At 71.0% G+C, this 25,218-nt stretch carries 19 protein-coding genes; 11 read left to right on the top strand and 8 right to left on the bottom strand.

Translation table 11 applies throughout. The features are described 5' to 3' along the window. The first annotated feature begins 141 nt into the window (after positions 1 to 141). From KOI47_RS27575 to KOI47_RS27560, 4 genes are read left to right on the top strand one after another with little or no spacing between them, the layout of a single operon-like run. Positions 142 to 699: a YbaB/EbfC family nucleoid-associated protein gene (locus KOI47_RS27575; protein ID WP_216209340.1), complete on the top strand. Its 558-nt coding sequence runs from the start codon at positions 142 to 144 to the stop codon at positions 697 to 699. Positions 700 to 746: 47 nt separating this feature from the next. After that, on the top strand, positions 747 to 1,061 hold the full coding sequence (locus KOI47_RS27570; RefSeq protein ID WP_216209338.1) for a type VII secretion target: 315 nt from the start codon (positions 747 to 749) through the stop codon (positions 1,059 to 1,061). Next, positions 1,061 to 5,593 carry a DUF6531 domain-containing protein gene (locus tag KOI47_RS27565; protein WP_216209336.1) on the top strand — a complete coding sequence of 1,511 codons (4,533 nt, stop codon included), beginning with the start codon at positions 1,061 to 1,063 and terminating at the stop codon, positions 5,591 to 5,593. Before KOI47_RS27570 ends, KOI47_RS27565 begins: the two co-directional genes overlap by 1 nt. Continuing rightward, positions 5,590 to 5,997, top strand: coding sequence for a DUF433 domain-containing protein (locus tag KOI47_RS27560; RefSeq protein ID WP_216209334.1), 408 nt, complete (start codon positions 5,590 to 5,592; stop codon positions 5,995 to 5,997). The genes KOI47_RS27565 and KOI47_RS27560 overlap by 4 nt, the downstream gene beginning before the upstream one ends. Positions 5,998 to 6,012: 15 nt before the next feature. Here the strand turns inward: KOI47_RS27560 and KOI47_RS27555 are convergent, their stop codons facing one another. From KOI47_RS27555 to KOI47_RS27520, 8 genes are all read right to left on the bottom strand, one after another. Continuing rightward, positions 6,013 to 9,834 carry an ABC transporter ATP-binding protein gene (locus KOI47_RS27555; protein WP_216209332.1) on the bottom strand — a complete coding sequence of 1,274 codons (3,822 nt, stop codon included), beginning with the start codon at positions 9,832 to 9,834 and terminating at the stop codon, positions 6,013 to 6,015. 38 nt (positions 9,835 to 9,872) lie between these two features. Continuing rightward, a complete protein-coding gene (locus KOI47_RS27550; RefSeq protein WP_216209330.1) occupies positions 9,873 to 10,754 on the bottom strand; it encodes an ABC-2 transporter permease in 882 nt (293 codons plus the stop codon). Further along, positions 10,754 to 11,803, bottom strand: a complete 1,050-nt coding sequence (locus tag KOI47_RS27545) for an ABC transporter ATP-binding protein (RefSeq protein WP_216209328.1) — start codon at positions 11,801 to 11,803, stop codon at positions 10,754 to 10,756. The genes KOI47_RS27550 and KOI47_RS27545 overlap by 1 nt, the downstream gene beginning before the upstream one ends. A gap of 443 nt (positions 11,804 to 12,246) precedes the next feature. Continuing rightward, entirely contained in the window at positions 12,247 to 13,350 is a 1,104-nt protein-coding gene (gene ald / locus KOI47_RS27540; RefSeq protein ID WP_216209326.1) for an alanine dehydrogenase, read from the bottom strand. Positions 13,351 to 13,506: 156 nt separating this feature from the next. After that, positions 13,507 to 15,072: a PucR family transcriptional regulator gene (locus KOI47_RS27535; protein WP_216209324.1), complete on the bottom strand. Its 1,566-nt coding sequence runs from the start codon at positions 15,070 to 15,072 to the stop codon at positions 13,507 to 13,509. An 11-nt stretch (positions 15,073 to 15,083) separates the two neighbouring features. Further along, the gene (locus tag KOI47_RS27530) at positions 15,084 to 15,614 is read right to left on the bottom strand and encodes a hypothetical protein (RefSeq protein ID WP_216209322.1); all 531 of its coding nucleotides are present in this window, start codon (positions 15,612 to 15,614) and stop codon (positions 15,084 to 15,086) included. A 137-nt stretch (positions 15,615 to 15,751) separates the two neighbouring features. Continuing rightward, positions 15,752 to 16,249 carry a hypothetical protein gene (locus KOI47_RS27525; protein ID WP_216209321.1) on the bottom strand — a complete coding sequence of 166 codons (498 nt, stop codon included), beginning with the start codon at positions 16,247 to 16,249 and terminating at the stop codon, positions 15,752 to 15,754. A 139-nt stretch (positions 16,250 to 16,388) separates the two neighbouring features. Continuing rightward, on the bottom strand, positions 16,389 to 16,979 hold the full coding sequence (locus tag KOI47_RS27520) for an SACE_7040 family transcriptional regulator (RefSeq protein WP_216209319.1): 591 nt from the start codon (positions 16,977 to 16,979) through the stop codon (positions 16,389 to 16,391). Positions 16,980 to 17,151: 172 nt separating this feature from the next. On the opposite strand from KOI47_RS27520, the gene KOI47_RS27515 reads away from it, so the two are divergent. The 7 genes from KOI47_RS27515 to KOI47_RS27485 all read left to right on the top strand — a co-directional run bounded on the left by KOI47_RS27515 (position 17,152) and on the right by KOI47_RS27485 (position 25,209). Then, the gene (locus tag KOI47_RS27515; protein ID WP_216209317.1) at positions 17,152 to 17,985 is read left to right on the top strand and encodes an SGNH/GDSL hydrolase family protein; all 834 of its coding nucleotides are present in this window, start codon (positions 17,152 to 17,154) and stop codon (positions 17,983 to 17,985) included. A 123-nt stretch (positions 17,986 to 18,108) separates the two neighbouring features. Continuing rightward, complete coding sequence (locus KOI47_RS27510) at positions 18,109 to 19,737, top strand: carboxyl transferase domain-containing protein (protein WP_216209316.1); 1,629 nt, start codon at positions 18,109 to 18,111, stop codon at positions 19,735 to 19,737. Positions 19,738 to 19,745: 8 nt separating this feature from the next. Further along, positions 19,746 to 21,731, top strand: a complete 1,986-nt coding sequence (locus KOI47_RS27505; protein WP_216209314.1) for an acetyl/propionyl/methylcrotonyl-CoA carboxylase subunit alpha — start codon at positions 19,746 to 19,748, stop codon at positions 21,729 to 21,731. Continuing rightward, complete coding sequence (locus tag KOI47_RS27500) at positions 21,731 to 22,885, top strand: acyl-CoA dehydrogenase family protein (protein ID WP_216209312.1); 1,155 nt, start codon at positions 21,731 to 21,733, stop codon at positions 22,883 to 22,885. Before KOI47_RS27505 ends, KOI47_RS27500 begins: the two co-directional genes overlap by 1 nt. 70 nt (positions 22,886 to 22,955) lie before the next feature. Then, complete coding sequence (gene map / locus KOI47_RS27495; protein WP_216217593.1) at positions 22,956 to 23,723, top strand: type I methionyl aminopeptidase; 768 nt, start codon at positions 22,956 to 22,958, stop codon at positions 23,721 to 23,723. Further along, positions 23,720 to 24,232: a GNAT family N-acetyltransferase gene (locus KOI47_RS27490; protein WP_216209310.1), complete on the top strand. Its 513-nt coding sequence runs from the start codon at positions 23,720 to 23,722 to the stop codon at positions 24,230 to 24,232. Before map ends, KOI47_RS27490 begins: the two co-directional genes overlap by 4 nt. A 107-nt stretch (positions 24,233 to 24,339) precedes the next feature. Further along, a complete protein-coding gene (locus KOI47_RS27485; protein WP_216209308.1) occupies positions 24,340 to 25,209 on the top strand; it encodes an SDR family oxidoreductase in 870 nt (289 codons plus the stop codon). Positions 25,210 to 25,218 lie beyond the last annotated feature (9 nt).

Here is a 25,218-nt window from a genome sequence, read left to right as displayed (position 1 = left end):
CAGCGAACTCGGTCAACCCCACACCGGGGAACCGGGCACGGGGGACTGAATCGATTAGGTGACCCTTCCGGGAACCGGTACTCTCGGTAGACCGTCTTTGCGGTGAGAGTCCGCTGGGGTCGCTGACTGGAGGGGTGTGACGTGGCCGATCTTTCGGATATCGAACGAATGGTCGACGACTGGGAGCGCAACGCCGCCGACAAGGCGCAGCGCTACGAGCGGATGCAGCAGCAGGTCGAGCAGATCTCGATCACCGAGTCGGTCGCTTCCGGTGCGGTCAGTGTGACGGTCGGTCACAACGGCTTGCCAACGGATGTCCGGATGACCGAGGCCGTGCGGAACATGAGCCCGGACGAGATCGCCGCGAACGTGTTGCGGGCCATGCAGAAGGCGCAGTCGAAGTACCCGGAACGGCTGCGCGAGATCACCGCGGAGACGGTCGGTGCGGACAGCACCACCCAGCACATCCTGGCCACCGCGCGGGAGCAGTTCCCTGCCGAGCCGGAGGAGGACGAGCCGTCGGGGCCGGAGGCGCCCGGCAGGCAGCTGCGGGTGGAGAACGAGGAGACCGAGGAGGCCGCGCAACAGCCGCCGGGCAGGCCCGCGCCGCCGCCCGGTCGCGGCAGCCGCGGGTCCGGCAGCGGCCCCGCCGATGACGACGAGGACTTCGGCGACCAGACGTTCCTGCGCCGCGACTGACCGCGACGCCGGCATTCACTGGGGTTACGCACTGGAGGGGTTGACGAATGGGCAAGGGCTACGAGGTCCTGAGCGATGAGCTGGACACGCATGCGGGCAAGGTGGACGGCTTCGCCGAGCGGATGGACACGGCGGTGTCGGCAGCCCAGCAGGTGACCATGGACAACAGCGCCTACGGCGTGATCTGCCAGCCGTTCGCCCTGCTGCTCGACCCGTTCGAGCAGATGGGGGTGCAGGCGCTGCGCAAGGCTGCCGAGTCGATCAGCGAGATGGCGGGCAAGGTGCGGGACGCCTCGGCGACCTACACCGCGCATGAGGAGGAGACCGCCGCGGTGATCGGCAAGACCGGGGGTGCGGGATAATGCCCGAGGGGAACCCGCTGGTCGCCGAGGCCCAGTCGCAGACGACCGCGGTGACCGGGATCGGCATCGCCGAATCGGCCACGGACCTCGCCAACGGGGTCTCGGACGGTTCCTGGGTGGAGGCCGGGCTCGGCGCGGTCGGCACCGGTCTCGAGGTGCTGTCACTGGTCGTCGACCCGGTCGGCACCCTGCTGCAGTACGGGGTTTCCTGGCTGATCGAGCACGTCGAGCCGTTGAAGGAAGCGCTGGACTGGCTGGCTGGCGACCCGCCGGTGATCCAGTCCTTCAGCGACACCTGGGCCAATGTGGCCGCCGAGGTGAAGGCCATCGCCGGGGACCTCGGCAACGAGGCGAATAACGGCACCGCGGGCTGGACGGGCGACGGGGCCGATGCCTATCGGGGCGCCGCGGCCGAGCAGGCCGACGCGATCGCCGGGGCCGCCACCCTCGCCGACGGCATCTCGGCCGGCGTGATGATCATGGGCACCGTGGTCGCCGCGGTCCGCGAGATCGTCCGCGACCTGGTGGCCGAGCTGGTCGGCAAGCTGATCACCTGGGCGCTGGAGGCCGCGGGCACCCTCGGCTTCGCCACCCCGCTGATCGCGGTGCAGGCGACCACGGCGATCACCAAGGCGATCAACCGGATCTCCGAGCTGATCCGCAAGCTGGTCAAGACCATCGGCAATGTGACCCCGCGGATCCGCAAGATAGTGGACAAGCTCGGTGAAATCATCGAGAAGCTGGCCAAGCTGGGCCGCAAGATCGGTGGCGGCGGCTCCACCACCCCGTCCGGGGTGGACGCACCCAAGGTGGACACCCCGACGGTGAAGTCCCCGGACGGCGGTACCACCCCTTCCAGCGCGACCTCGCCGAGCGGTACGACGGTGGCGGACCCGCCCTCGGCCGGCTCGAAACCGGACGGCACCGCACCGTCCTCGTCCTCGCCGGACGGGACGGGGACGACCGGCCCGTCCGGCAGGAGCCCGGACGGGCGTCCCCGGCAGGACGGCGACTCGGTCCGGACCGAGGTCGACAAGGACCCGAAGGGCAAGTCCGCGCAGGAGGACAAGCGCGTCTGTAAGGACGACCCGATCGATGTCGTCTCCGGCGAGATGGTCATGGCCCAGACCGACGTCGCGCTCACCGGCGTGTTGCCGCTTCTGGTGAACCGCACCCATGTGTCCTCCTACCGCGTGGGTCGCCGGTTCGGCCGGTCCTGGGCTTCGACGCTGGACCAGCGCCTGGAGATCGAAGGGGACGGGCTGTATTTCGCGGCCGAGGACGGCGCGCTGCTGGCCTATCCCACCCCGCCGGACACCGCGGAACCGGTCTACCCGCGCGAGGGTGCCCGCTGGCCGCTTTCCCGCGCCGAGGGAGGCGGATACCGGATCCTCGATCCCGAGGACGGCCGGATCCTCCGGTTCGGGGCTCCGCGGGACGAGGGCAACGGGGTGACCGTCGCGCCACTCGTCGCCGTCGCCAACCGCGCCGGGGACGAGGTCGAGTTCCGGTACGACGGCGCGGGGACGCCGACCGAGCTGCGGCACACTGGCGGTTACCGGGTCCTTGTCGACACCGATGCCGGGCTCGTCACCGGGCTCCGGCTGCATGACGGGCACGGGCAGGACATCGTGCTGGCGCGCTACCGCTACGACGACGCCCGGCGGCTGGTGGAGGTGCTGAACTCCTCGGAGCAGGCGATGCGGTTCAGCTACGACCCGGCAGGGCGGATCACCCGGTGGGAGGACCGTAACGGCCACTGGTACTCCTACACCTACGACGGCGAGGGCCGGTGCGTGCGTACCGAGGGCTCCGGCGGCTACCTCGCGGGGACCTTCGAGTACGACCGGGCGCAGCGGATCACCACCCACACCGACTCGCTCGGCGCGGTCACCACGTACCACATGAACGAACGCAACCAGATCGTCCGCGAGGTCGATCCGCTCGGCGGGGTCATCCGGCGCGAGTGGGCACACCACGACCAGTTGCTGAGCTACGTCGACCAGCTGGGAAACACCACTCGCTTCGAGTACGACGAGGCCGGCAACGTCACCGCGATCACCTATCCGGACGGGGCGCGGGCACTGGCGGAGTACAACGAGCTGAACCTGCCGACCTCGGTGACCGAGCCGGACGGGGCGTGCTGGCGGCACGAGTACGACGAGCGCGGGCGGCGGACGGCGACGATCGACCCGCTCGGCGGTGTCAGCCGCTTCGAGTACGACGAGCGCGGGCACCTCGCCGCGGTCACCGACGAACTGGGCAGCACCCGCAGGATCGACAACGACCCCGCGGGCCTGCCGGTCAGGGTCACCGACCCGTTCGGCGCGGTGACCTCGTTCACGAGGGACGCCTTCGGCAGGCCCGCCATGGTGACCGACCCGCTCGGCTGCGTGACCCGCCTCGGCTGGACCGTCGAGGGCAGACCGGCGTGGCGCGTCACCCCGGACGGTGCCACCGAGCGGTGGTCGCACGACGCGGAGGGCAACCAGGTCACGTTCACCGATGCGATGGGTCAGACCACCCGCACCGTCTTCACCCATCTCGACCTGCCCGTGACGCAGATCGGTCCCGACGGTTCGCGTACCGAGTTCGGTTACGACACCGAGATGCGGCTGACCAGCGTGACGGATCCACGGGGACACACCTGGCACTACGGTTACGACGCGGCCGGGCGCCTGGTGCGTGAGGTGGACTTCAACGGCCGGAACCTCAGCTACGCCTACGATCCGGCCGGTGCGCTGACCGCGCGGACCAACGGTGCGGGGCAGACCGTGCGGCTGGTGCGGGACGCGAGGGGAAACATCGTCCGCAGGGAGAACGACAGCGGCTCCGCCACGACGTTCGAGTACGACCCGGCCGGCCGGATGCGCCGGGCAGCCAACGCCGATGCCGAGGTCGTCATGGAGTACGACGCGCTGGGCAGGGTCACCAGCGAGTCGGTCAACGGGCGCGTGGTGGCCTCCGGCTACGACGCGGTCGGCCGCAAGGTGAGCAGGCGGACCCCGGCAGGGGCGCACAGCAGGTGGGACTACGACGCCGGTTCCCGTCCGGTGGCGCTGCATTCAGCCGGGCGCGTGCTGACCTTCGGATACGACCCGGCGGGGCGGGAGATCGAGCGGCTGCTGGACACCGGCACGGTGCTCGCGCAGACCTGGGACCGCGGTGGTCGCCTGCAGGCGCAGACGGTGTCCACGGTGGCGACGGCCATGACGGGTCCCGCCCGGCAGCCCCGGCTGATCGAGCGGCGCAGTTACGGCTACCGGGCCGACGGGATGCTGGCCACGATCGAGGACCGCCTCGCCGGAGCGCGGACGTTCGACCTGGACAGCGCGGGCAGGGTCACCGCCGTGCGCGGTCCGCGGTGGGCCGAGCAGTATGCCTATGACGCGGCGGGGCAGCTGACCAGCGGATCCTGGCCCGGCGGCGGCGACACCCAGGGCATGCGGGAGTACGAGGGCACGTTGCTGCGACAGGCGGGCAACGTCCGCTACAGCTACGACGCGCAGGGCAGGGTGGTGCTGCGGCAACGCAAGCGGCTCTCCGCGAAGCCGGACACCTGGCGTTACGAGTGGGATGCCGAGGACCGGTTGACCTCGGTGACGACGCCGGAAGGGACCCGGTGGCGGTACCGCTACGATCCCCTCGGCCGCCGGATCGCGAAGCAACGGCTGGCGGCCGACGGCACGGTGGCGGAACAGGTCGACTTCACCTGGGACGGCACCACATTGGTCGAGCAGGCCGACAGCACGGGCAGCACCATCACCTGGGACTGGCATCCGGACGGCACCGAGGTCGTCGCGCAGGTGGAACGCCGGTCGGCACGGAACGCGCCGCAGGAGTGGATCGACGAGCGGTTCTACTCGATCATCTCCGATCATCTCGGGGCACCGGCGGAAATGCTCGACACCGGGGGCAATCCGGTCTGGCGGTCGCAGGCCAGCCTGTGGGGCGAGCACGTCGGCTCCGGGCAGGCAGCGGGTCCGATGCCGTTACGGTTCCCCGGCCAGTACTTCGACAGCGAGTCCGGGCTCAGCTACAACTACTTCCGGTACTACGACGCCTCGACCGGCCGGTACCAGAGCAACGACCCGCTGGGGCTGCTCGGTGGACCCAACCCGCACGGTTATGTCGGCAACCCGCTCGAGCTTGTCGACCCGCTCGGGTTGATGGGCAAGAAGAAAAAGGGGAAGTGCACACACGAGATCTTCGAGCGTTACGGCAGCCAGGCGGAGGCCGATTCCGCGCGGGAAGCGGGGAACAAGCTCACTCCCAAGCCGGAGCCGCACCACCGGAACCCGAAGTGGATCGGGGATCAGGGTACGGTCGATCCACGTACCCTCGGGCAGGCCAAGAACTACACCCACAAGCTGGAGATCCATGCGGAGCAGGGAACGCGCGCCTGGCTGAAGGAGCAAGGTTTCGAGCTCAAGCCGACGAATGAGCCGGGGCGCTACGCGGTCAGTGCCGAAAAGCTCGAGGAGTTCAACAGCAAGGTGAAGGACATCGTCATCACGAGGATCAGGAAATGACCGAACCGAATCCGGCGAAGGACCGGTTTCTCGCCGCCCTGCACGCGATTCGCGCGAACGGCGACACTCCCACGTCCTCGTTGACCGGCGAGCTGACCGATGCCCTGCTGGCCTATGGCTCGGAAACCGAGGACAACGTGGCCGCGGTCGGCCGGATCGGCGTGCGAGATGTGCCGCTGTTCGGGGACCGGCGCGCGGTGGGACCGGCGATCAAGGACCACGGCATTCTGGTTTCCGACATCCTGAACCGGGCCGAGGAGTCGGAGATCCCGGACCCGGTACGGGAAAGCTATCCGGAACTCGATCGGTCCGACTGGCAGGCAGCGCTGCGGCTCGCAACGCTCGTCATGACGGCCATCGAGCGAGGCTACCTGCACGAGGAAGAAGCGGACGAGGACGACTGAACCCGCCCCGAGCCGCTATTCCATACCACCGTCGCCGAGCCGCCACAGCCGGGCGTAGTGGCCGTCGGCGGCCAGCAGCTCGCGGTGGGTTCCCTGCTCGATGATCCGGCCGTGGTCGAGCACCACGATCCGGTCGGCACGGGCCGCGGTGGCGAGCCGGTGCGCGACCACGAAGGTGGTGCGCCGCGTGGTGAGCCGTTCGGTGGCCCGCAGCACCGCCGTCTCCGTCGCCGGGTCCAGTGCCGCGGTCGCCTCGTCCAGCAGCAGGATGTCCGGGTCCACCAGCTCGGCCCTTGCCAGCGCCACCAGCTGGCGCTGGCCAGTGGACAGCGACCGGCCCCGCTCGCCGACCTCCTGCCGGAAGCCGGCCGGCAGGGCCGCGATGCCGTCCACCGCGCCCACCGCACGTGCCGCAGCCTCCACCTCGGCGTCGGTGGCCGATGGGCGCCCGTACCGGATGTTCTCGGCCACCGTGCCGGAGAACAGGTGCGGTTCCTGCCCGACCACGCCCAGCCTGCCGCGCAGCCCGGCCAGGTCGTAGTCCCGCACGTCCACCCCGTCCACCCGGACCGCGCCGCCGGTCACGTCGTAGAACCTGGCGACCAGCTTGACCACGGTGGACTTGCCAGCGCCGGTGGCGCCGACCAGCGCCACGGTCGAGCCCGCCGGCACGTCCATCGACACCTCCGCCAGCGCGGGTGTCTCGGTCCCCGGGTAGTGGAAGTCCACCCGGTCCAGGGCCACCTCGCCGCGCAGCCGGGCAGGCACGCCGACCGGGTCGGCCGCCTGCGGTACCGAGGTCGGGGTGCGCAGCAGGTCCCCGATCCGGCGCAGCCCGACCTTCGCCTGCTGGTAGCCGTCGAACACCGAGGACAGCTGCTGGATGGGGGAGAAGAACATGCCGAGGTACAGCAGGAAGGCCAGCAGCACACCCGGGGTCAGCGTGCCGGCGGCCACCCGGTGCGCGCCCGCGACCAGCACCACCGCCTCGGCCACCCCGGACAGCATCGCCACGAACGGAAAATAGGTCGCGACATAGCGCTGTGCCCGCAACCGGGAGCGCCGGTAGGCATCGCTGCGCGAGGCGAAGGCCTGCGCCGAACGCTCCTCCCTGCGGTAGGCCTGCGCCACCCGCAGCCCGGTGACGTTCTCCTGCATGTCCGCGTTCACCAGGCTGACCCGCTCCCGCGCCTCGGTATAGGCCGCCGAGGCCAGCCTGCGGAAGATCACCGTCGCCACCACCAGCACCGGCAGCACCGCCAGCGCGTACAGCGCCAGGGTCGCGTCGGTGATCAGCAGGGCGGCCGCGATCCCGGTCAGGGTCAGCACGCTGACCACCGCGTCGGCCAGCCCGGTCTGCAGGAAGGTGGACAACGCATCCACATCGGTGGTCATCCGGGTCATGATCTTGCCGGACAGCTCGCGCTCGTAGTAGTCCAGCCCGAGCCGTTGCAGGTGGGCATAGCTGCGCACGCGCAGCAGATACAGCACGGACTCCCCGGCCCTGGCGGTGGACCGGGTGCGGGCGGCGATGACCACCCAGTCGATCGCGATCACCAGCGCGCCGAGCCCGGCCAGCAGCAGCACCACCGAGGCCGCGCCGGTGCTCACCCCGTCGTCGACCCCGCGCTGGTACAGGGCGGGCAGCGCGATAGTGGCCAGCGCGTCCAGCCCGACCAGCAGCACCACCAGCGCGAGCAGACCGCGCACCGGCCGCAGCAGCCTGCCAAGCCGGAACCCCGGATCGGGGGCGGCCGGGTCGACCGGCCCCAGCTCCGGGGCGTCCCGCGCCGGGGGCAGCTTGCGCACCCCCTCGATCAGCTCAGGGGTCGGCGGGACCTCCCCGGAGGCACGCGGCCCGCCCCGACCAGGGAGGCCGGTGGCCAGGGGTTGCCGGTTCCCCGCGATCCCGGCCGGCTCCCCGCCCTCGTCGGCCTCCTCGGCACCGTCGCCGGTGCCCGGCCACAGCGCGGGGGTGATGCCGGATTCGTCCGGCGCTTCCGGCGCCCTTCGCCGCACCTCGTCCAGGCTGTCCCCCGGCCCGGAGACCAGATCCCGGAACAGCGGGCAGCGGGCTTCCAGCTCGGCGGCCGTGCCGACGTCCACCACCCGGCCCGCGTCCAGCACCGCGACCCGGTCCGCCAGCGCCAGGGTGGAACGGCGATGCGCGATCAGCACGGTCGTCCTGGTCCGGGTCACCGCGCGCAGGGTGTCGTGGATGGCGGCCTCGGTCACCGTGTCCACGGCCGAGGTCGCGTCGTCGAGGATGAGCACCCTCGGGTCGGTGATCAGCGCCCTGGCCAGCCCGAGCCGTTGCCGCTGCCCGCCGGACAGGGTCAGCCCGCGCTCGCCGACCAGGGTGTCGTAACCGTCAGGGAGCTCGGTGATGAACTCGTGTGCCTCCGCGGCCCGCGCCGCGGCGATGATCTCCTCCTCGCTCGCGTCCGGCCTGCCGTAGGCGATGTTGTCCCGCACCGAGGAGGAGAACAGGAACGCCTCCTCGAACACCACCCCGATGGCGGCGCGCAGCTCGGCCAGCCGCAGCTCGCGCAGGTCCGTGCCGGCGCCGGGCCGGCCGAGCCGGACCGAACCGGAGTGCGGGTCGTAGAACCGGGGTAGCAGCAGGGACACCGTGGACTTGCCGGAACCCGCGGTGCCGACCAGCGCCAGCGTCTCGCCGGGGCGGGCATGCAGGGACAGCCCGTCCAGCACCGGGTCGGAGCGGGTGTAGCCGAACCGGACGTCGGCGAACTCGATCTCCAGCGGCCCGTCCGGCAACGGCAGCGCGCCCGGCCGGTCCCTGACCTCCGGCTGCGCGTCGATCAGCTCGTACACCCGCTCCGCGCCGGCCCTGGTGAGCTGGGCCTGCACGATCAGGCTGGACAGCATCCGCGCCGGGCCGATCAGCGCGGTGATGTAGGTCGCGAACGCCAGGAAGGTGCCGAGGCTGATCTGCCCCTGCATCACCAGCAGCCCGCCGAAGCCCAGCACGGCGACCTGGCCTGCGCCCGGCAGCGCGGAGGTGGTCGCCGTGGGCACCGCGGACAGCCGCGCGGAGCGCATCCGCTCGCCGAACAGCAGGCGCGCCGCCCTGGCGAGGTGACCGACCTCACGCCGTTCCTGGCCGAAGCCCTTGACCACCCGGACCCCGGTGACCGTCTCCTCGACGTGCTGCGCCAGGTCCGCGGCACGTTGCTGCGCCGACCAGGTGGCCGGGAACAGCCTGCGCCTGCTCACCGCCACCACGATGGCCACCGCGGGCGCGACGACCAGCGCGATCAGGGTGAGCGCCGGGGACAGCGCCAGCATCGCCACCAGCGCGACCAGCACGAAGACCACCGAGCCCGCGGAGAGCGGCACCTGCATGAGGATGCCGGTCACCAGTTGCAGGTCGGTGATCGCCCGGGAGGCGACCTGCCCGGTACGCAGCGAGTCCTGCTTCCCGCCGTCCAGCCGGGACACCGCGCCGAACACCGCGCGGCGCAGGTCGTGCTGCACGTCAAGGGCCAGCCTGCCGCCGAGGTAGCGCCGGGCGAAGGCGCCGCCGAAGGTCACCAGCTGCAGCCCGACCAGCGCGAGCGCCAACCAGCCGAGGTTCGCCGTCCGCCCGGCGACGGCGTCGTCCACCGCCGTCTTGACCAGCAGCGGGGCCCCCGCCTGCAGGCCGGTGCCCAGGATGGCGGCACCCAGCGCCAGCACGACCAGCACCGGATGCCGCCAGCAGGCCGCGGCCAGCCGCCGGATCCACCCCGGCTGCCGGGTTTCCGCCGCCGGTGGCCGCGACCGGGATGGCGGCTGCTCGCGGGTGCGGGGTGGGACGGTACTGGCCTCGGTCACCCCGCCAGGCTATGCGCGATCAGCCTGCGCACGTCGGCTCAGGTGATGTCCTTGCGCTGGTTGGCGGCCCAGGCTCCGGCGAAGAAGAGCATCGTCCAGGCGAAGAAGATCAGCGCCGAGGCCCACCAGGAGAACACGCCCGGAGCACCGGCCGCGAGCTGCAATCCCAGCTTGTCCACGTTGTCGACGTTGTCCGGCAGGTTCAGCGAGTCCAGCTTGAAGGCGTCCGCCGCGATCCCGCCGACGATGCCGTTCGCCGTGCCGTTCGGCAGGATCCCGCCGAGCACGTCGGTGGTGGTCCACAGCATCAGCACCAGCACGTTCTCCAGCACCAGCATGTAGCCGAGCAGCAGGATCACCGCCAGGGTGACCTTGTTCAGCACCGCGCCGACCCCGATCCCGAACAGGGTCACCAGGATGTAGGCGAGGATCGTGCCGCCGAGCGCGGCCAGCCACTGCCCGCCGCTTGGCATCCGGTCCCCGTCCACCGTCACCAGGGTGGCCAGCGCGGCGACCCCGAAGCTGAGCACGCCGTACATCGCGCCCCAGACGATGTAGGTGATCATCTTCGCGCTGAGCGCTGACACCCGGTTCGGCGCGGTCAGGAACGTGGTGGTGATGGTCTTGTTCCGGTACTCGCCGGCCAGCGCGAACACCCCGAAGATGGCCGGGATCAGCTGGGCGATGTTCACCCCGTGCGCGATCGCCAGCAGCCCCACCGGGAACTCGCCGGGATCCAGTCCGATGGCCGCCGCGATCTCGGCCGCCGTGCCGCTGCCGATGTAGTCGACGAAGTCGTTGGTCGCCGAGCCCCAGCCATAGGACATCCAGAACGCCACGAGCACCAGCGGGATGATCAGCACCCACCAGGCGTTCAGCGTGAGCGTCTTGCGGAACTCGGCTTTGATCAACCGGCCCATCAGCGCGGACCTCCCCAACCTTGCTGGTAACCCTGTTGTTGCGGTGGCTGCCCGCCCGGCGGTGGGCCACCCCAGCCGCCCTGCTGCGGCGGTTGCTGCGGTGGCTGCTGGTACTGCTGCTGTTGTGGTGGCAGCTGCGCCCCGGCGTACTGGCCGCTGGTCAGCTGGAAGAACAGCCGCTCGAGGTCGGCCCGTTCCTCCTGCATCCCGTACACCGCGATCCCGGCCTTGGAGGCCAGATCGCCGATCTGCTGGGTGGTGGCCCCGGTGACCGCCACCCGGCCATCCTGGGTCGGCTCGACCTGGCTGAAGCCGTTCTCGCGCAGCGCCGTGACCAGTGCGTTCGCGTCGGCGGGTTGCACGAGCACCCGGGAGGCCTGGCTGCCGCGCAGTTGATCAAGCGAACCGTAGTACCTGGTCATCCCGTGGCTGATGATCACCACCTGGTCGATGGTCTGCTCGACCTCGGCCAGCAGGTGGCTGGAGACCAGCACCGTGCGGCCCTGCTGGGCGTAGGAGCGCAGGAAGGTCCGCAGCCAGGCGATGCCCTCCGGGTCGAGGCCGTTGGCCGGTTCGTCCAGCACGAGCACCTGGGGGTCGCCGAGCAGGGCCGTCGCCAGCGCCAGCCGCTGGCGCATACCCAGCGAGAACTCACCCGCCTTGCGGTTGGCGGCCGGGGTGAGCCCGACCAGCCCGAGGACCTGCTCGACCCGCTGGTCCGGGACCCCGATCGCGGCGGCGTAGACCAGCAGGTGGTTGCGCGCCGTGCGCTTGGGGTGGAAGCCCTCGTTCTCCAGCACCGAGCCGACCACCGTCGCCGGGTTACCCAGCTGGTCGTGCCGCCGCCCGTTCACCGTCGCGACGCCCGCGGTGGGGGTGACGAGGCCGAGCAGCATCCGCAGTGTCGTGGTCTTGCCTGCCCCATTGGGCCCAAGGAAGCCGGTCACCGAACCCGGCTCCACCGTGAAGCTGAGGTTCTGTACCGCCGTGACGGCCCCGAACTGCTTGGTGAGGTTCTGCACCACTATCCGGCCACTGCCGTCGTGCATACCGACCCCCTCGCTCTCCATCGCTGATCGAACGTGCGCCATCCTGCCGTACGGCACCCTCGGACGGACGAGGCCCGCCCGTGGTTCCCGGCGTGTCCCCCGCCCGCGACCTTCGCCACACCCCGATCTGAAGCTCATTCGGCAATGGTCGAGCTCGTCCGATGATTCTTCGGCATGTGGTGTGGCAGGCGGACGATTGCCCGAGGAGCCTCCCCCGGGACGCCTGAGTCCCGAAAAAATCTGCGCAACTTTGGGCCCCCAGCGAGCGAACTCCGCCCGTTACTGCTTAGAATGGAACTCGGCGGCCCGCTCCCAGTGACCCCCAGGCTGGTTGAGCGGGCCGCCCCTTTTGTGGTCGGTCCCCTTCGGCGGCGCTCCCACGGTCCCGTTATGCAGAAGGGCCGGTGAGCGAGTGCTCACCGGCCCGTTTCGGGGTGTGGGTGCTAGTTCACGGGCGTGTAGGTCAGGTTGTGCGCTTGGGCGACCGGCTCGTTGGCCAGTGCGCCCGCATGCGTGTTCAGGCCCTTGGCCAGGCTCGGGTTCGCATCCAGCGCGGCCTTCCAGCCGTGCTCGGCCAGCTGCACCGCGTACGGCAGGGTCACGTTGGTGAGGCCGTAGGTCGAGGTCCGCGGCACCGCCCCCGGCATGTTCGCCACGCAGTAGAACACCGAGTCGTGCACCCGGTAGGTCGGCTCGTCGTGGGTGGTCGGCCGGGAGTCGGCGAAGCAGCCGCCCTGGTCGATCGAGATGTCCACCAGCACGCTGCCCGGTTTCATCCGGGCAACCAGCTCGTTGGAGACCAGCTTCGGCGCCTTCGCGCCCGGCACCAGCACCGCGCCCACCACCAGATCGGCCTCGACCACGGCCTGCTCCAGCGACAGCGAGTTGGAGGTGACCGTCCGGATCCGGCCGCCGAAGTCGTTGTCCAGCTGGCGCAGCCGGTCCACGTTGGTGTCCAGCACCTCGACGTCCGCGCCGAGACCCAGCGCGATCCGGGCCGCGTTCAGGCCGGCGACCCCGCCGCCGATCACCACCACCCTGGCCGGGTGCACGCCGGGCACGCCCCCTGGCAGCACGCCGCGGCCACCGCTCGGCTTCAGCAGCGAGTGCGCGCCGACCTGCGCGGCGAGCCTGCCCGCGACCTCGGACATCGGCGCCAGCAGCGGCAGCGCGCCGTCGGCCGTCTGCACGGTCTCGTAGGCGATCGCGGTGGTGCCCGCGGACAGCAGCGCCTCGGTCAGCGCACGATCGGCGGCGAGATGCAGGTAGGTGAACAGCACCTGGTCGGCGCGCAACCGCGGGTACTCCTCCGCGATCGGCTCCTTGACCTTCAGCACCATCTCGCCCTCGGCCCAGGTGTCCTCGGCCGTGGCGAGCACCTTCGCGCCCGCGGAAAGGTACTCCTCGTCACTGATCGAGGAACCGACGCCCGCGCCGGTCTCGATGAACACGTCATGGCCACGGCGGGTCAGCTCGTGCACTCCGGCCGGCGTCAGCGCGACCCGGTACTCATGCTTCTTGATCTCCCGAGGGACGGCGATACGCACGGTTGTCTCCTGCTGAGCTACTGGGGGTGTCACTGGGGTGTTGCTGTGAGTGTTTTCGTGGTGTTACCGCCCACGGTGAACCACCCGGACGGCGGTGTCATCGTGCCGTCACAACAATCTTCCCCGTTCACCATGGTTCCCTCGGTCCAATCGCAGTCAGGACCAGCGGGTGGTGATGAGCTGGGTCAGCAGGGCGATGCGGACGTCCGGGTCCTCGAGGTCCAGCGGGACCAGCTCCAGCAGTTTGCGCATCCGGTACCGCAGGGTGTTCGGGTGGATCCGCAGGGCGCGTGCGGCGGCCCGCGGATCGCCGGGATGCCGCAGCCACTCGTACAGCGTCTCCACATAACCGGTGCCGCCGGACTCGTCCTGCGCCCGGATCGCGGCCAGCGGCCCCAGCTCGGTCACCCGCGCGGCTGCCGCCGCCGTGGCCGCGCGGTGCAGGGTGAGCGCCGTCCACACCTCGTCGAACCCGGCGACCCTGCCCGCCACGATCCCGGCCCGCTGCAACCCGAGGGTCTCCTCGGCCTGCACCCGTGAGGTGGCCAGCTCGCCGAGCTCGACCGCGCCGCCCGCGGCCACGCGTAACTCGTCCTCGCCCTCGGCCGGGGTGGCCGCCAGGGCCGCGCGTAGTTCTGGCCAGCCGCCGGGGCCGCCGTCCTCCGGCACCACCGCGTACAGCAGCCCGCCCAGATCGGCCGCGACCGGCCTGCGGCCGATGCCCTGGGAGATCCGCTCCAGCAACGCCAGCCGCAGCCCCTCGCCGCCGGGGGTGTCCCCGCCCGCGGTGTCGATGACCACCACCCGGTGCGGCCCTTCCTCGAGGCCCAGCTCGGCCATGGCGGTGCGCGGGCTCGCCTTGCCCTGCAGGACCGCGCGTAGCAGCTCCGCCGAGGCCCGGCGCTGCGCGTCCGCATGCGCCCTGCGGCGCAGCAGGTGCAGGGCGACCACCGGGGCGGCGTCGGCGAAGGCGGCGGAACGCTCTTCGGAGACCGGCCCGGACACCACCGCCCACATGGAGCCGAGCAGCTCACCGCCCATCCGGATCGGCACGATCAGCCGCGGCAGCGTGCCGTCCCGCTGCGCGGGCACGAAGATGGTCTGCCTGCCCCTGGACAGGTCCCGGAACACCCCGCGGGAGCGGAACTTCGCCAGCACGTCGTCCGGGATCCGCCTGCCCATGATGGTGGACACCCTGGCCGGATCGGTGAGGTCCTGCCGCGCCGAGTAGGCCAGCACCCTGGAGTTGGTGTCCTCGATGGTCACCGGCGCGTCCACCACCGACGCGACCGCGTCGGCCAGCCGGAACAGGTCTCCCGCACCCGGGCCCGCGCCCTCGTCCAGTGCCTCCGACTCGTCGGTGATCGCGTCCAGCACCGTGCGCAGCAACCACACCAGCTGCGCCCAGGACGTGGCCGCGCGGACACCGATCAACCCGATTCCCGCGGTTCGCGCCGCCCGGCGGATCGGCTGCGCCTCGGCCAGCGGCTGTTTGAGCAGCACCGCGGCCGCGCCTCGCTCGGCGCTGTGCCGCAGCAGGTCCACGGCCTCGGCCTGCTCGGTCACCGCGACCGCGAGCACCAGATCGCCCGCGGCGAGCTGCCCAGGCGAGCCCGGTTCGGCGATCACCACGTCGGCGACCGATGGACCCTGCTCCGGGAGGTACACCGCGTGCAGCAGGGTGGGGCCGACGCGATCGACCACGCTGCGCAGGGAGCCCATCGACCGGCAGCCTACCCGCCGGCAGCCACCACGGCCGGCTCGTGACGCCGCCGCCGGTCCGGATGCCAGCGGGACTTACCCCATGGGGTGAAGATGGACAGCAGGGTGGCGATCAGCAGCAGGGTCAGCCCCGCGCTCATCGCGGTCACCGCGATCACCTGGCCGGAACCGAGCTCGCCCCTGGCCGCGGCCCGCGCCCCCGCGACGAGTTCGGGCATCACCGCCAGGTTCCCGCCGAGGAACAGCGCCACCGTCAGCACCAGCTTGGCCAGCACCCAGTAGTGCCGCACCAGCCCCCACTTGGTGCCAAGGCCGAGCAGCACGCCGGTGACCAGCGCGAGCAGGCTAGCCGGGAGGTAGAAGGTGCCGCCGAGCAGGCCGATGGCGACCTGGCTGCTGCGGATCGTGGCCGGATCCGAACTGGTCAGCCCGACCACACCGAGCCCGAGGATGGAAACCTCGACTCCGATCCAGCCCACCGAGCTCACCACGTGCGCGAACAGCAGCCACCGCCGCCCGCGCCGTCGTAACCGCCATGCCATGCCGCCTCCCGAGATCCGCCGTGTTCTGACGGAACTCAGGATCGGGCCGGGTTCGGGGTCGCGTCGTCGTGCCGCAGGCGGCATCCGGGCCTACGCACACGACCGTACGACCCGGAGTCGCGCTGGCGGGCGGGCCCTCAGTCCGTGAGTGCCTCGGCGATCCAGTCGGTGATCGGCAGCTCGCGTTCCAGGCACTCGGTGGACAGCCGGATCGTCCAGCGCAGCGCCTGCAGCAGCAGGCTGTCCACCTCCTCCGGAGCGGCGTTGGCCAGTGCGATCTCGACCTGTTCCGCTGCGGCCTCGGTGTTGCCGTGCACCTCGGCCAGCAGCGTCCGCACCGCGGTGCGGACCGGCGGCTCGGCCTGGTCGATGGAGACCTCCGCGCCCTCGGAATCGAAGACCTGGACCTTGACCGGGGCGGTTCCGCCATCGCTGAGGGCTGCCACCATCGCGCTGCATTCGCCGAACAGCAACAGCATCAGGTCCTGCGTCTCGGTCGACCGGTGCGCAGGCTCGGTCGCCGAAGGGGCGACCTGCCGCAGCGCCTCGGCGTCCTGGCCGAGGCGCATGGCGAGCAGCGCGCGCTGCGCTTTCCGGACGAGTCGCGGTTCTTCCTCGCTGTGGTGGGGCTGCACGTGCCTATCAAACACCAGTGCCGACCTCAGTGATATGGCCGTAGGCCCGGCCGCATGCCGGGAGCGGGTCTGCTAGACGCTGGTTGAGAAGGTGGCTGCCTGAGGTGGTGCGGCGACCGCGCGCCTTCTTACCCACGAACTAGCGCGCGGCGTGCAGGGCACCCAGCGCCAGCCGCCCGAGCAGCCCGGCCAGCTCCTCGTCCGGCAGGTGCCTGCTGTGCGGGGTGGAGTTGATCAGCCCGAACACGGCGTGCGCGGCGGAGCGGGCACGTGCCTCGTCCAGGTCACGCACCGCCGACTGGATGGCCTCCACCCACACCTCGACGTACCGCCGTTGCAGCGCGCGCACCTGCTTGCGGTCCGGATCGGTGAGGTTGGCGAGATTCCGCTCCTGCACGGTGATCAGTGCCGGATGCCGCAGGGCGAAGTCCACGTGGAACCGGACCAGCTCGGCCAGCGCGTTCTCCGCCTGGTCCGCCTGCTCGGCCCTGGCCTTGCCGCCCTCGAGCAGGAACCTGCTGATCGAGCTCAGCATCTCGCCGAGCATGGCGTCCTTGCTCCGGAAGTGCCGGTACAGCGCGGGCCCGGAGATGCCGACCGCCGCCCCGATGTCGTCGATGCCGACGCCGTGGAACCCGTGCCGGGCGAAGAGCTCGGCCGCGGCGGCCAGGATCTGCTCGCGGCGGTTCGCCTTCTCGCCGTTCACGAGCGGGTCGGGGTTCGGCGGCATCGCCTCATCGTAGAGGTTCTGGTTAGCGATCGCTAACTATAGGTGACCCCGGCTACGGCCATTGCGACGTAAGTTCTGCACCAACCGGGTTACGGGGACGGTTGATCCTTTCTTGTTGACAAATCAACTGGTATTTCTATCCAGGCTTCAACGCTTCATCGAAAGGGTCGTCATGAGGCCGCTCCCTGCACAGTCCCGACTGCCCAGAACACAACTGCCCGCAACCAGATCCCTCGTCCTGCTCTCGGTCGCCGTGCTGGCGTTGCTCGGCTTGTCCTCCGCGGCGGTGGCGCACGAAGCCGCAGCCGAGGACTACGTCGCACTCGGTGACTCCTACTCGTCCGGAACCGGCGCCGGGGACTACGGCGACTCCGGGTCCTGCATGCGCAGCGCCAACGCCTACCCGCGGCTGTGGGCCGATGCGCACGGCGCAGCTCTCACCTTCGCCGCCTGTAGTGGTGCGCGGACGCACGATGTGCTGAACAACCAGCTCGGCGGGCTGGATGCCGGCACGACACTGGTCACGATCTCGGTCGGCGGGAACGACGCCGGCTTCACCGACGTGATCACCACCTGCACCCTCGGCTCGGACCAGACCTGCCTTGACCGGATCGAGGAGGCCAAGGACTACGTCCACGGCACCCTGCCGGGCCTGCTGGACAACGTCTACGACACGATCGAGGACCGGGCGCCCAACGCGGAGATCATCGTGCTGGGCTACCCGCGGCTCTACCAGCTGGACGGCTCCTGCAGCGTCGGGCTGAGCGAGACCAAGCGGGCCGCGATCAACTCGGCCGCGGACACGCTGGCCGAGGTCACCCGGCAGCGGGTGGCCGCGGCCGGGCTCACCTTCGTGGACCTGCGCGGACCGTTCACCGGGCACGGCATCTGCTCTGACGACTGGTGGCTGAACAGCCTGACCTGGCCGATCGTCGAGTCCTATCACCCGAACCAGGAGGGGCAGGCGCTCGGTTACCTGCCCGCCCTGAACGGCGCCACGGGCTGATTCTCTGCCCGCGTCCTCCGGTGGACAGCCAGGTTAGCGGTCGCTAACATCCCTAGTGGAGTTAACGGCTGCTAACCTGGCTTTCCGTTTACCCTGCTTTGGAGGACGAGGGGAGGCTGTGCCTTGTCAGGAGGCGTAGCGGACCGGCCGGTGCTGGCCAGTTCCGCCGACCCCGGAACCGAGGCCTACGCCCGCAACGAGGCCGCCCATGCCGAGCTGGCCGCGGACCTGCGCGCCCGGCTTGCGCTGGCGCGCCAGGGCGGTTCGGAGAAGGCGCGCGCCCGGCACGTGGAACGCGGCAAGCTGCTGCCCCGCGACCGGGTGGACGCCCTGCTGGATCCCGGATCACCGTTCCTCGAGTTGTCCCCGCTCGCCGCGACCGGGATGTACTCCGATGAGGCGCCGTCGGCCGGCATCATCACCGGCATCGGCCGGGTGTCCGGGCGGGAATGCGTGATCGTGGCCAATGACGCCACGGTGAAGGGCGGCACCTACTACCCGATCACCGTGAAGAAACATCTGCGCGCCCAGGAGGTCGCGCTGCACAACAACCTGCCGTGCATCTACCTGGTGGACTCCGGCGGGGCCTTCCTGCCCCGGCAGGACGAGGTGTTCCCGGACCGCGAGCACTTCGGCCGCATCTTCTACAACCAGGCCACCATGTCCGCCCGTGGCATCCCGCAGATCGCCGCCGTGCTCGGCTCCTGCACCGCGGGCGGCGCCTACGTCCCCGCGATGAGCGACGAGGCGGTGATCGTGCGCGAGCAGGGCACGATCTTCCTCGGCGGCCCGCCACTGGTGAAGGCCGCGACCGGTGAGGTGGTCACCGCGGAGGAACTCGGCGGCGGGGACGTGCACGCCCGCTCCTCAGGGGTCACCGACCATCTCGCCACCGACGACGCGCACGCGCTGCGGATCGTGCGATCCATCGTCTCCACCCTCGGCCCCCGCCCGCCCCGGCCGTGGCAGGTGCTGCCTGTCGAGGAGCCCGCGGTGGACCCGGCGCAGCTCTACGGCATGGTGCCGACCGACTCGCGCACCCCCTACGACGTGCGCGAGGTGGTCGCCCGGATCGTGGACGGTAGCCGGTTCGCCGAGTTCAAGAAGGAGTACGGCGCCACCCTGGTCACCGGGTTCGCCCAGGTGCACGGCCACCCGGTCGGCATCGTGGCGAACAACGGCGTGCTGTTCGCCGAGTCCGCGATGAAGGGAGCGCACTTCATCGAGCTGTGCGACCAGCGCTCGATCCCGCTGCTGTTCCTGCAGAACATCACCGGATTCATGGTCGGAAAGGATTACGAGGCCGGCGGGATCGCCAAACACGGCGCGAAGATGGTCACCGCGGTGGCCTGCGCGCGGGTGCCGAAGCTGACCGTGATCATCGGCGGATCCTTCGGCGCCGGCAACTACTCGATGTGCGGGCGGGCCTACTCGCCCCGGTTCCTGTGGATGTGGCCGAATGCCCGGATCTCGGTGATGGGCGGTGAGCAGGCCGCCTCGGTGCTTTCCACCGTGCGCAGGGACGCCATCGAGGCACGCGGCGAGGAGTGGTCCAGCGCGGAGGAGGAGGCCTTCAAGGAGCCGATCCGCGCTCAGTACGAGGAGCAGGGCAGCCCGTACTACTCCACCGCGCGGCTGTGGGACGACGGGGTGATCGACCCGGCGGACACCCGCACGGTGGTGGGGCTCGCGCTCTCGGCGGCGGCGAACGCGCCGCTGGATCCGGTTTCCTACGGCGTTTTCCGGATGTGAGCGAGAATATGTTCGACACGGTTCTGGTGGCCAACCGCGGGGAGATCGCGGTACGGGTGATCGCCACCCTGCGGCGGATGGGCATCCGCTCGGTCGCGGTCTACAGCGACGCCGACTCCGACGCGCGGCATGTGCACGATGCCGATCTCGCGGTGCGGATCGGCCCGGCCGAGGCGGCCCGCAGTTACCTCGACAGCACGGCGATCGTCGCCGCGGCACGGGAGACCGGGGCGCAGGCCGTGCACCCCGGCTACGGCTTCCTCGCCGAGAACGCCGGGTTCGCCCGCGCCTGCGCGCAGGCGGGACTGGTGTTCATCGGCCCGCCAGCCGAGGCGATCGAGGCGATGGGCGACAAGATCAGGGCCAAGGCCACGGTGTCCGCGGCTGGAGTTCCCGTGGTGCCTGGAAAGTCCGATGTGGACATCCCGGCGGGCGCGATCGCCGAGGCCGCCGCCGAGGTCGGCTACCCGTTGCTGCTCAAGCCTTCCGCCGGTGGGGGCGGCAAGGGTATGCGGCTGGTGGAGTCCCCGGACGGCCTCGCCGCCGCGGTGGAGTCCGCGCGGCGGGAGGCCAAGGCATCCTTCGGGGACGACACCCTGCTGCTGGAACGGTTCGTCACCACCCCGAGGCATATCGAGATCCAGGTGCTCGCCGACGGCCACGGCGGGGTGATCCATCTCGGCGAGCGGGAGTGCAGCCTGCAACGGCGGCACCAGAAGATCATCGAGGAGGCACCTTCGGCCCTGCTGGACGCCGGAACCAGGGCCAGGATGGGCGCCGCCGCGGTGGAGGCCGCGCGTGCGGTCGGCTACCGCGGCGCCGGGACGGTCGAGTTCATCGTCTCCGCCACCGACGCGAGCGAGTTCTTCTTCATGGAGATGAACACTCGCCTGCAGGTGGAGCACCCGGTGACCGAAATGGTGACCGGGCTGGACCTGGTGGAGTGGCAGGTCCGGGTGGCGGCGGGGGAACCGCTGGCGCTGGCGCAGGAGGACGTACAGCTGGACGGGCACGCGGTGGAGGCCAGGGTCTACGCCGAGGATCCCGCCAAGGGTTTCGTGCCCACCGGAGGCACGGTGCTCGCGCTGGCCGAGCCGGCAGGCGACGGCGTGCGGGTGGACTCCTGGATGCGGCCGGGCACCGTGGTCGGCTCGTCCTACGACCCGATGCTGGCCAAGGTGATCGCCTGGGGGCCGGACCGGGCCGCCGCGCTGCACCGGCTGGACCGCGCGCTGGCCGGGACCGCCGTGCTCGGGGTGCCGACGAACGTCACCTTCCTGCGCGCACTGCTCGCCGACGAGCGGGTACGGGCTGGGGAGCTGGACACCGGCCTGGTCGAGCGCCGGATCGGCACGCTGGCGGATGCGGCGGTGCCCGCGGAGTTCTTCGTCGCGGCCGCGCTGGACCAGTTGCTGGCGCTCCAGCCCGCGGGGCCGGTCGTGGACCCCTGGGAGAACCCGACCGGCTGGCGGCTCGGCGCACCCGGCGGGGTCGTGTTCCGGCTGCGCTGCGGGGAGACCGAGGCCGTGCTGCGGCTGGATGGTCAGCCGGAGCAGGCCATGGTGACCATGGACGAGGGCGAACCCGCGCCGGTTTCCGCCCGCTGGAGCGAGGCTGGCGACTCCCTCGACCTGCACTACGCGGGCGCGTTCCGCCGCTACCGGCGGGTGCGGGGCCCGCAGGGCCTGTGGCTGGCCAGGGAGGGGCGGTGCTTCCTGATCGGGGAGTGGCCGCGACTGCTCGCCACCCAGGGCGAGGTCGCCGGGACCGGGCGGCTCACCAGCCCCATGCCCGGAACCGTGCTGGTGGTCAAGGTCGCCGAGGGCGAGCAGGTCAGCGCGGGGGCGCCGCTGCTCGTGGTGGAGGCGATGAAGATGGAGCACACCATCACCGCGCCGGTGGACGGCGTGGTCAGTGCCCTGCACGTCCAGGCCGGCCAACAGGTCGCGCTGGAGGAACTGCTTGCCGTGGTAACCCCACCCGAGGAGAAGTGATGATCGATTTCCGGCTGGACGACGAGTACGAGGAGCTGCGCAAAACCGTCCGGGAGTTCGCGCAGTCCGAGGTGGCCCCGGTGATCGGCGGGTACTACGAGCGCGAGGAGTTCCCATACGACCTGGTGTCCACAATGGCCGGGATGGGCCTGTTCGGCCTACCGTTCCCCGAGGAGTACGGCGGCATGGGCGGGGACTACTTCGCGCTGTGCCTCGCGCTGGAGGAACTCGGCAGGGTGGACTCCTCGGTGGCGATCACCCTGGAGGCCGGGGTGTCGCTGGGCGCGATGCCGATCTACCGGTTCGGCACCGAGGAGCAGCGGCGGGAGTGGCTGCCCGCACTGTGCTCCGGCGAGGCGCTCGGCGCCTTCGGGCTCACCGAACCCGGTGGCGGATCGGACGCCGGTGCCACCCGCACGACGGCGAAGCTGGTGGACGGCGAGTGGGTGCTCAACGGCAGCAAGTCGTTCATCACCAACTCCGGCACCGACATCACCCGGCTGGTCACCGTCACCGCGGTGACCGGGCAGCGTGCGGACGGTGGTAAGGACATCTCCACCATCATCGTGCCCTCCGGTACCCACGGCTTCACCGTGGCGCCGAAGTACTCCAAGGTCGGCTGGAACGCCTCGGACACCCACGAGCTTTCCTTCGACGACTGCCGGGTGCCGGAGGCGAACCTGCTCGGCGAGCGTGGCCGCGGCTACGCCCAGTTCCTTTCCATCCTGGACGAGGGCCGGATCGCGATCGCGGCGCTTGGCGTCGGTCTCGCCCAGGGCTGTGTTGACGAGTGCCTGCGCTACGTCGGCGAGCGGGAGGCCTTCGGCAGGCCGATCGGGGAGTACCAGGCGATCCAGTTCAAGATCGCCGATATGGAGCTGCGCGCGCACACCGCCCGGCTGGCCTACTACGACGCCGCGGCGCGGATGCTGCGCGGCGAGCGGTTCAAGAAGGAGGCCGCGATCGCCAAGCTGGCCGCATCGAACGCGGCGATGGACAACGCGCGCGAGGCGACCCAGATCTTCGGCGGCTACGGCTTCATGAACGAGTTCCCGGTCGGCCGCTTCTACCGGGACGCCAAGATCCTCGAGGTCGGCGAGGGCACCAGCGAGGTCCAGCGGATGCTCATCGCCCGCGAGCTCGGGCTACGTTAGGCCGGGGTGCACCCGCACACCTTCCTGTGATAGTTATACCGGTATAGGTATCACAGGAAGGTGTGTCATGCTGATCGAACTGAAGACCGAGAGCGAACTGGCGGCCATGCGAGTGGCTGGTGCGGTGGTCGGCGAGGCCCTGCGGGCCGTGCGGGCCGCGGCCGGGATCGGGGTGTCCCTGCGCGAGCTGGACGAGATCGCGGCGGAGGTACTGCGGGAGGCCGGGGCGAAGTCCTCCTTCCTGCACTACCACCCGCGGTCCGCCCCGGCGCCGTATCCCGCCGTGCTGTGCACCAGCGTGAACGACGCCGTGGTGCACGGCATCCCCACCGATTACCGGCTGCGCGATGGCGATCTGCTCAGCATCGACTTCGGCGCCGAGGTGGATGGCTGGAACGGGGACGCGGCGACCAGCTTCGTGGTGGGCACGCCGGACGAGCGGGACCTGGACCTGATCGCCGCCACCGAACGCGGGCTCGCCGCGGGAATCGCGGCCGCCGTGCCGGGGGCGCGGCTGGGCGATATCGGCCACGCGATCGGGCTGGTCGGGCGTGCGGCCGGGTACGGCCTGGTGGCCGATCACGGCGGGCACGGGATCGGCCGCGCGATGCACGAGGCCCCGCATGTGCCCAACGAGGGCAGGCCGGGGCGCGGGATGCGGCTGCGCGCGGGGATGGTGCTCGCGATCGAACCGATGTTCACCGCGAGCGGCCGGGACGACTACCGGACGGCCGCGGACGGCTGGACGCTGCACACCGCGGACGGCAGCAGGGCCGCGCACGCCGAGCACACCGTGGCGATCACCGCGGATGGTCCCCGTATTCTCACCGTTCCATGAACACTCCGGCCATCCGCGCGGGCTCGGCGGCGGACGCGGGCACACTGCTGCGGATGTTCGACGACGCGGTGGCCTGGCTGGTGCGCAGGGGCAGCGCGGGCCAATGGGGTACCGAGCCATGGTCTGCCGATCCGGCCAAGGTCGAGCGTGTGCGCGGGCTGGCGGCCCAACCGGGGCTCTGGATCGCCGAGTTCGACGGCGAGCCCGCAGGCGCCCTGCTGGTCTCCACGGAACGCCCGGAGTACGTACCGCAGGCCGCCGAGCCCGACTTGTACGTCAACCTGCTGCTCACCGCGGGCGGTCATGGCGGTCGCGGTGTCGGTGGCGCACTGCTCGACCACGCACGGGACCTCGCCCGCGCCCGCGGGCTCGGCCTGCTGCGGGTGGACTGCTGGGCCGGTGGCGACGGCAGCCTGGTGCGTTACTACACCCGGCAGGGCTTCACCCCGGCCGAGCGGTTCGACCGTCGCGGCTGGCCGGGGCAGGTCCTCGAGCAGCGGGTGCGGTAACTCGGCGGCTCTGGCGCCGCCGGGCGATCGGGTGCACCATGACAGGCACTAGTTGGCGACACGTCAACACGAGTCGGTCGCAGCAGAGTGGCTGAGAGGAGCCGGACATGGGCAGGCAGCCGAGGACGTTGCGGGGCAAGGTGATCGTGGTCACCGGCGGGGCGCAGGGTATCGGGGCGACCACGGCGGGCGCGCTGGCCCGCCTTGGCGCCCGGGTGGCCATCGGTGACCTGGACCTGGTGCGGGCCGAGAAGACCGCGGGCGAGCTCGGCCCGGACGCCGTCGCGCTGGCGCTCGACGTCACCGACACCCGGGGTTTCACGGCCTTCCTGGACGAGGTCGAGCAGCGGCTGGGGCCGATCGACGTGCTGATCAACAACGCCGGGATCATGCCGCTGGCTCCGCTCGAGGAGGAGGACGACGCCGCCACCCGCAGGCAGCTCGAGATCAACCTGCACGCGGTGATCCACGGCACCAGGGAGGCCGTGCGGCGGATGCGGCCGCGGGGCAGCGGGCACATCGTCAACGTCGCCTCCATGGCAGGCAAGGCCGGTTTTCCCGGGGGCGCCACCTACTGCGCGACCAAGCACGGGGTGGTCGGCCTCTCCGAGGCGGTGCACCTGGAACTGCACGGCACCGGGGTGGACGTGTCCTGTGTGATGCCCGCCATCGTGCGCACCGAGCTGGCCAGCGGTCTCAAGGAAGCGAAGATGATCAAATCGGTGTCCCCGGACGAGGTCGCCGCGGCGATCGTGGAAGCCCTGCGGCACCCCCGGTTCGACGTCTACGTGCCGAAGTCGCTGGACGCGCTCGGCAGGGTGACCCGGCTGCTGCCCCGGTCCTTCGGCGAGTGGCTGGTCCGTACCCTCGGCGGGGATCAGGTCCTCGCCTCGGCCGCGCACTCCAGCGCGCGAGCGGGCTACGAGGCGCGGGCGGCGGAGAGCGCCCCGGGAGCGGGGTCCGGGGAACGGGCCTAGCACGGGGTT

Source organism: Amycolatopsis aidingensis (assembly GCF_018885265.1).
Taxonomy (GTDB): Bacteria; Actinomycetota; Actinomycetes; order Mycobacteriales; family Pseudonocardiaceae; genus Amycolatopsis; species Amycolatopsis aidingensis.
This window is presented reverse-complemented; position numbering and strand designations above follow the sequence as displayed.

Coding starts and splice junctions, on each gene's coding strand:
- KOI47_RS27570 (WP_216209338.1), top strand. CDS start 747: ATGGGCAAGGGCTACGAGGTCCTGAGCGATGAGCTGGACACGCATGCG.
- KOI47_RS27565 (WP_216209336.1), top strand. CDS start 1,061: ATGCCCGAGGGGAACCCGCTGGTCGCCGAGGCCCAGTCGCAGACGACC.
- KOI47_RS27560 (WP_216209334.1), top strand. CDS start 5,590: ATGACCGAACCGAATCCGGCGAAGGACCGGTTTCTCGCCGCCCTGCAC.
- KOI47_RS27550 (WP_216209330.1), bottom strand. CDS start 10,754: ATGGGCCGGTTGATCAAAGCCGAGTTCCGCAAGACGCTCACGCTGAAC.
- KOI47_RS27545 (WP_216209328.1), bottom strand. CDS start 11,803: ATGCACGACGGCAGTGGCCGGATAGTGGTGCAGAACCTCACCAAGCAG.
- KOI47_RS27535 (WP_216209324.1), bottom strand. CDS start 15,072: ATGGGCTCCCTGCGCAGCGTGGTCGATCGCGTCGGCCCCACCCTGCTG.
- KOI47_RS27530 (WP_216209322.1), bottom strand. CDS start 15,614: ATGGCATGGCGGTTACGACGGCGCGGGCGGCGGTGGCTGCTGTTCGCG.
- KOI47_RS27520 (WP_216209319.1), bottom strand. CDS start 16,979: ATGCCGCCGAACCCCGACCCGCTCGTGAACGGCGAGAAGGCGAACCGC.
- KOI47_RS27515 (WP_216209317.1), top strand. CDS start 17,152: ATGAGGCCGCTCCCTGCACAGTCCCGACTGCCCAGAACACAACTGCCC.
- KOI47_RS27505 (WP_216209314.1), top strand. CDS start 19,746: ATGTTCGACACGGTTCTGGTGGCCAACCGCGGGGAGATCGCGGTACGG.
- KOI47_RS27500 (WP_216209312.1), top strand. CDS start 21,731: ATGATCGATTTCCGGCTGGACGACGAGTACGAGGAGCTGCGCAAAACC.
- KOI47_RS27490 (WP_216209310.1), top strand. CDS start 23,720: ATGAACACTCCGGCCATCCGCGCGGGCTCGGCGGCGGACGCGGGCACA.
- KOI47_RS27485 (WP_216209308.1), top strand. CDS start 24,340: ATGGGCAGGCAGCCGAGGACGTTGCGGGGCAAGGTGATCGTGGTCACC.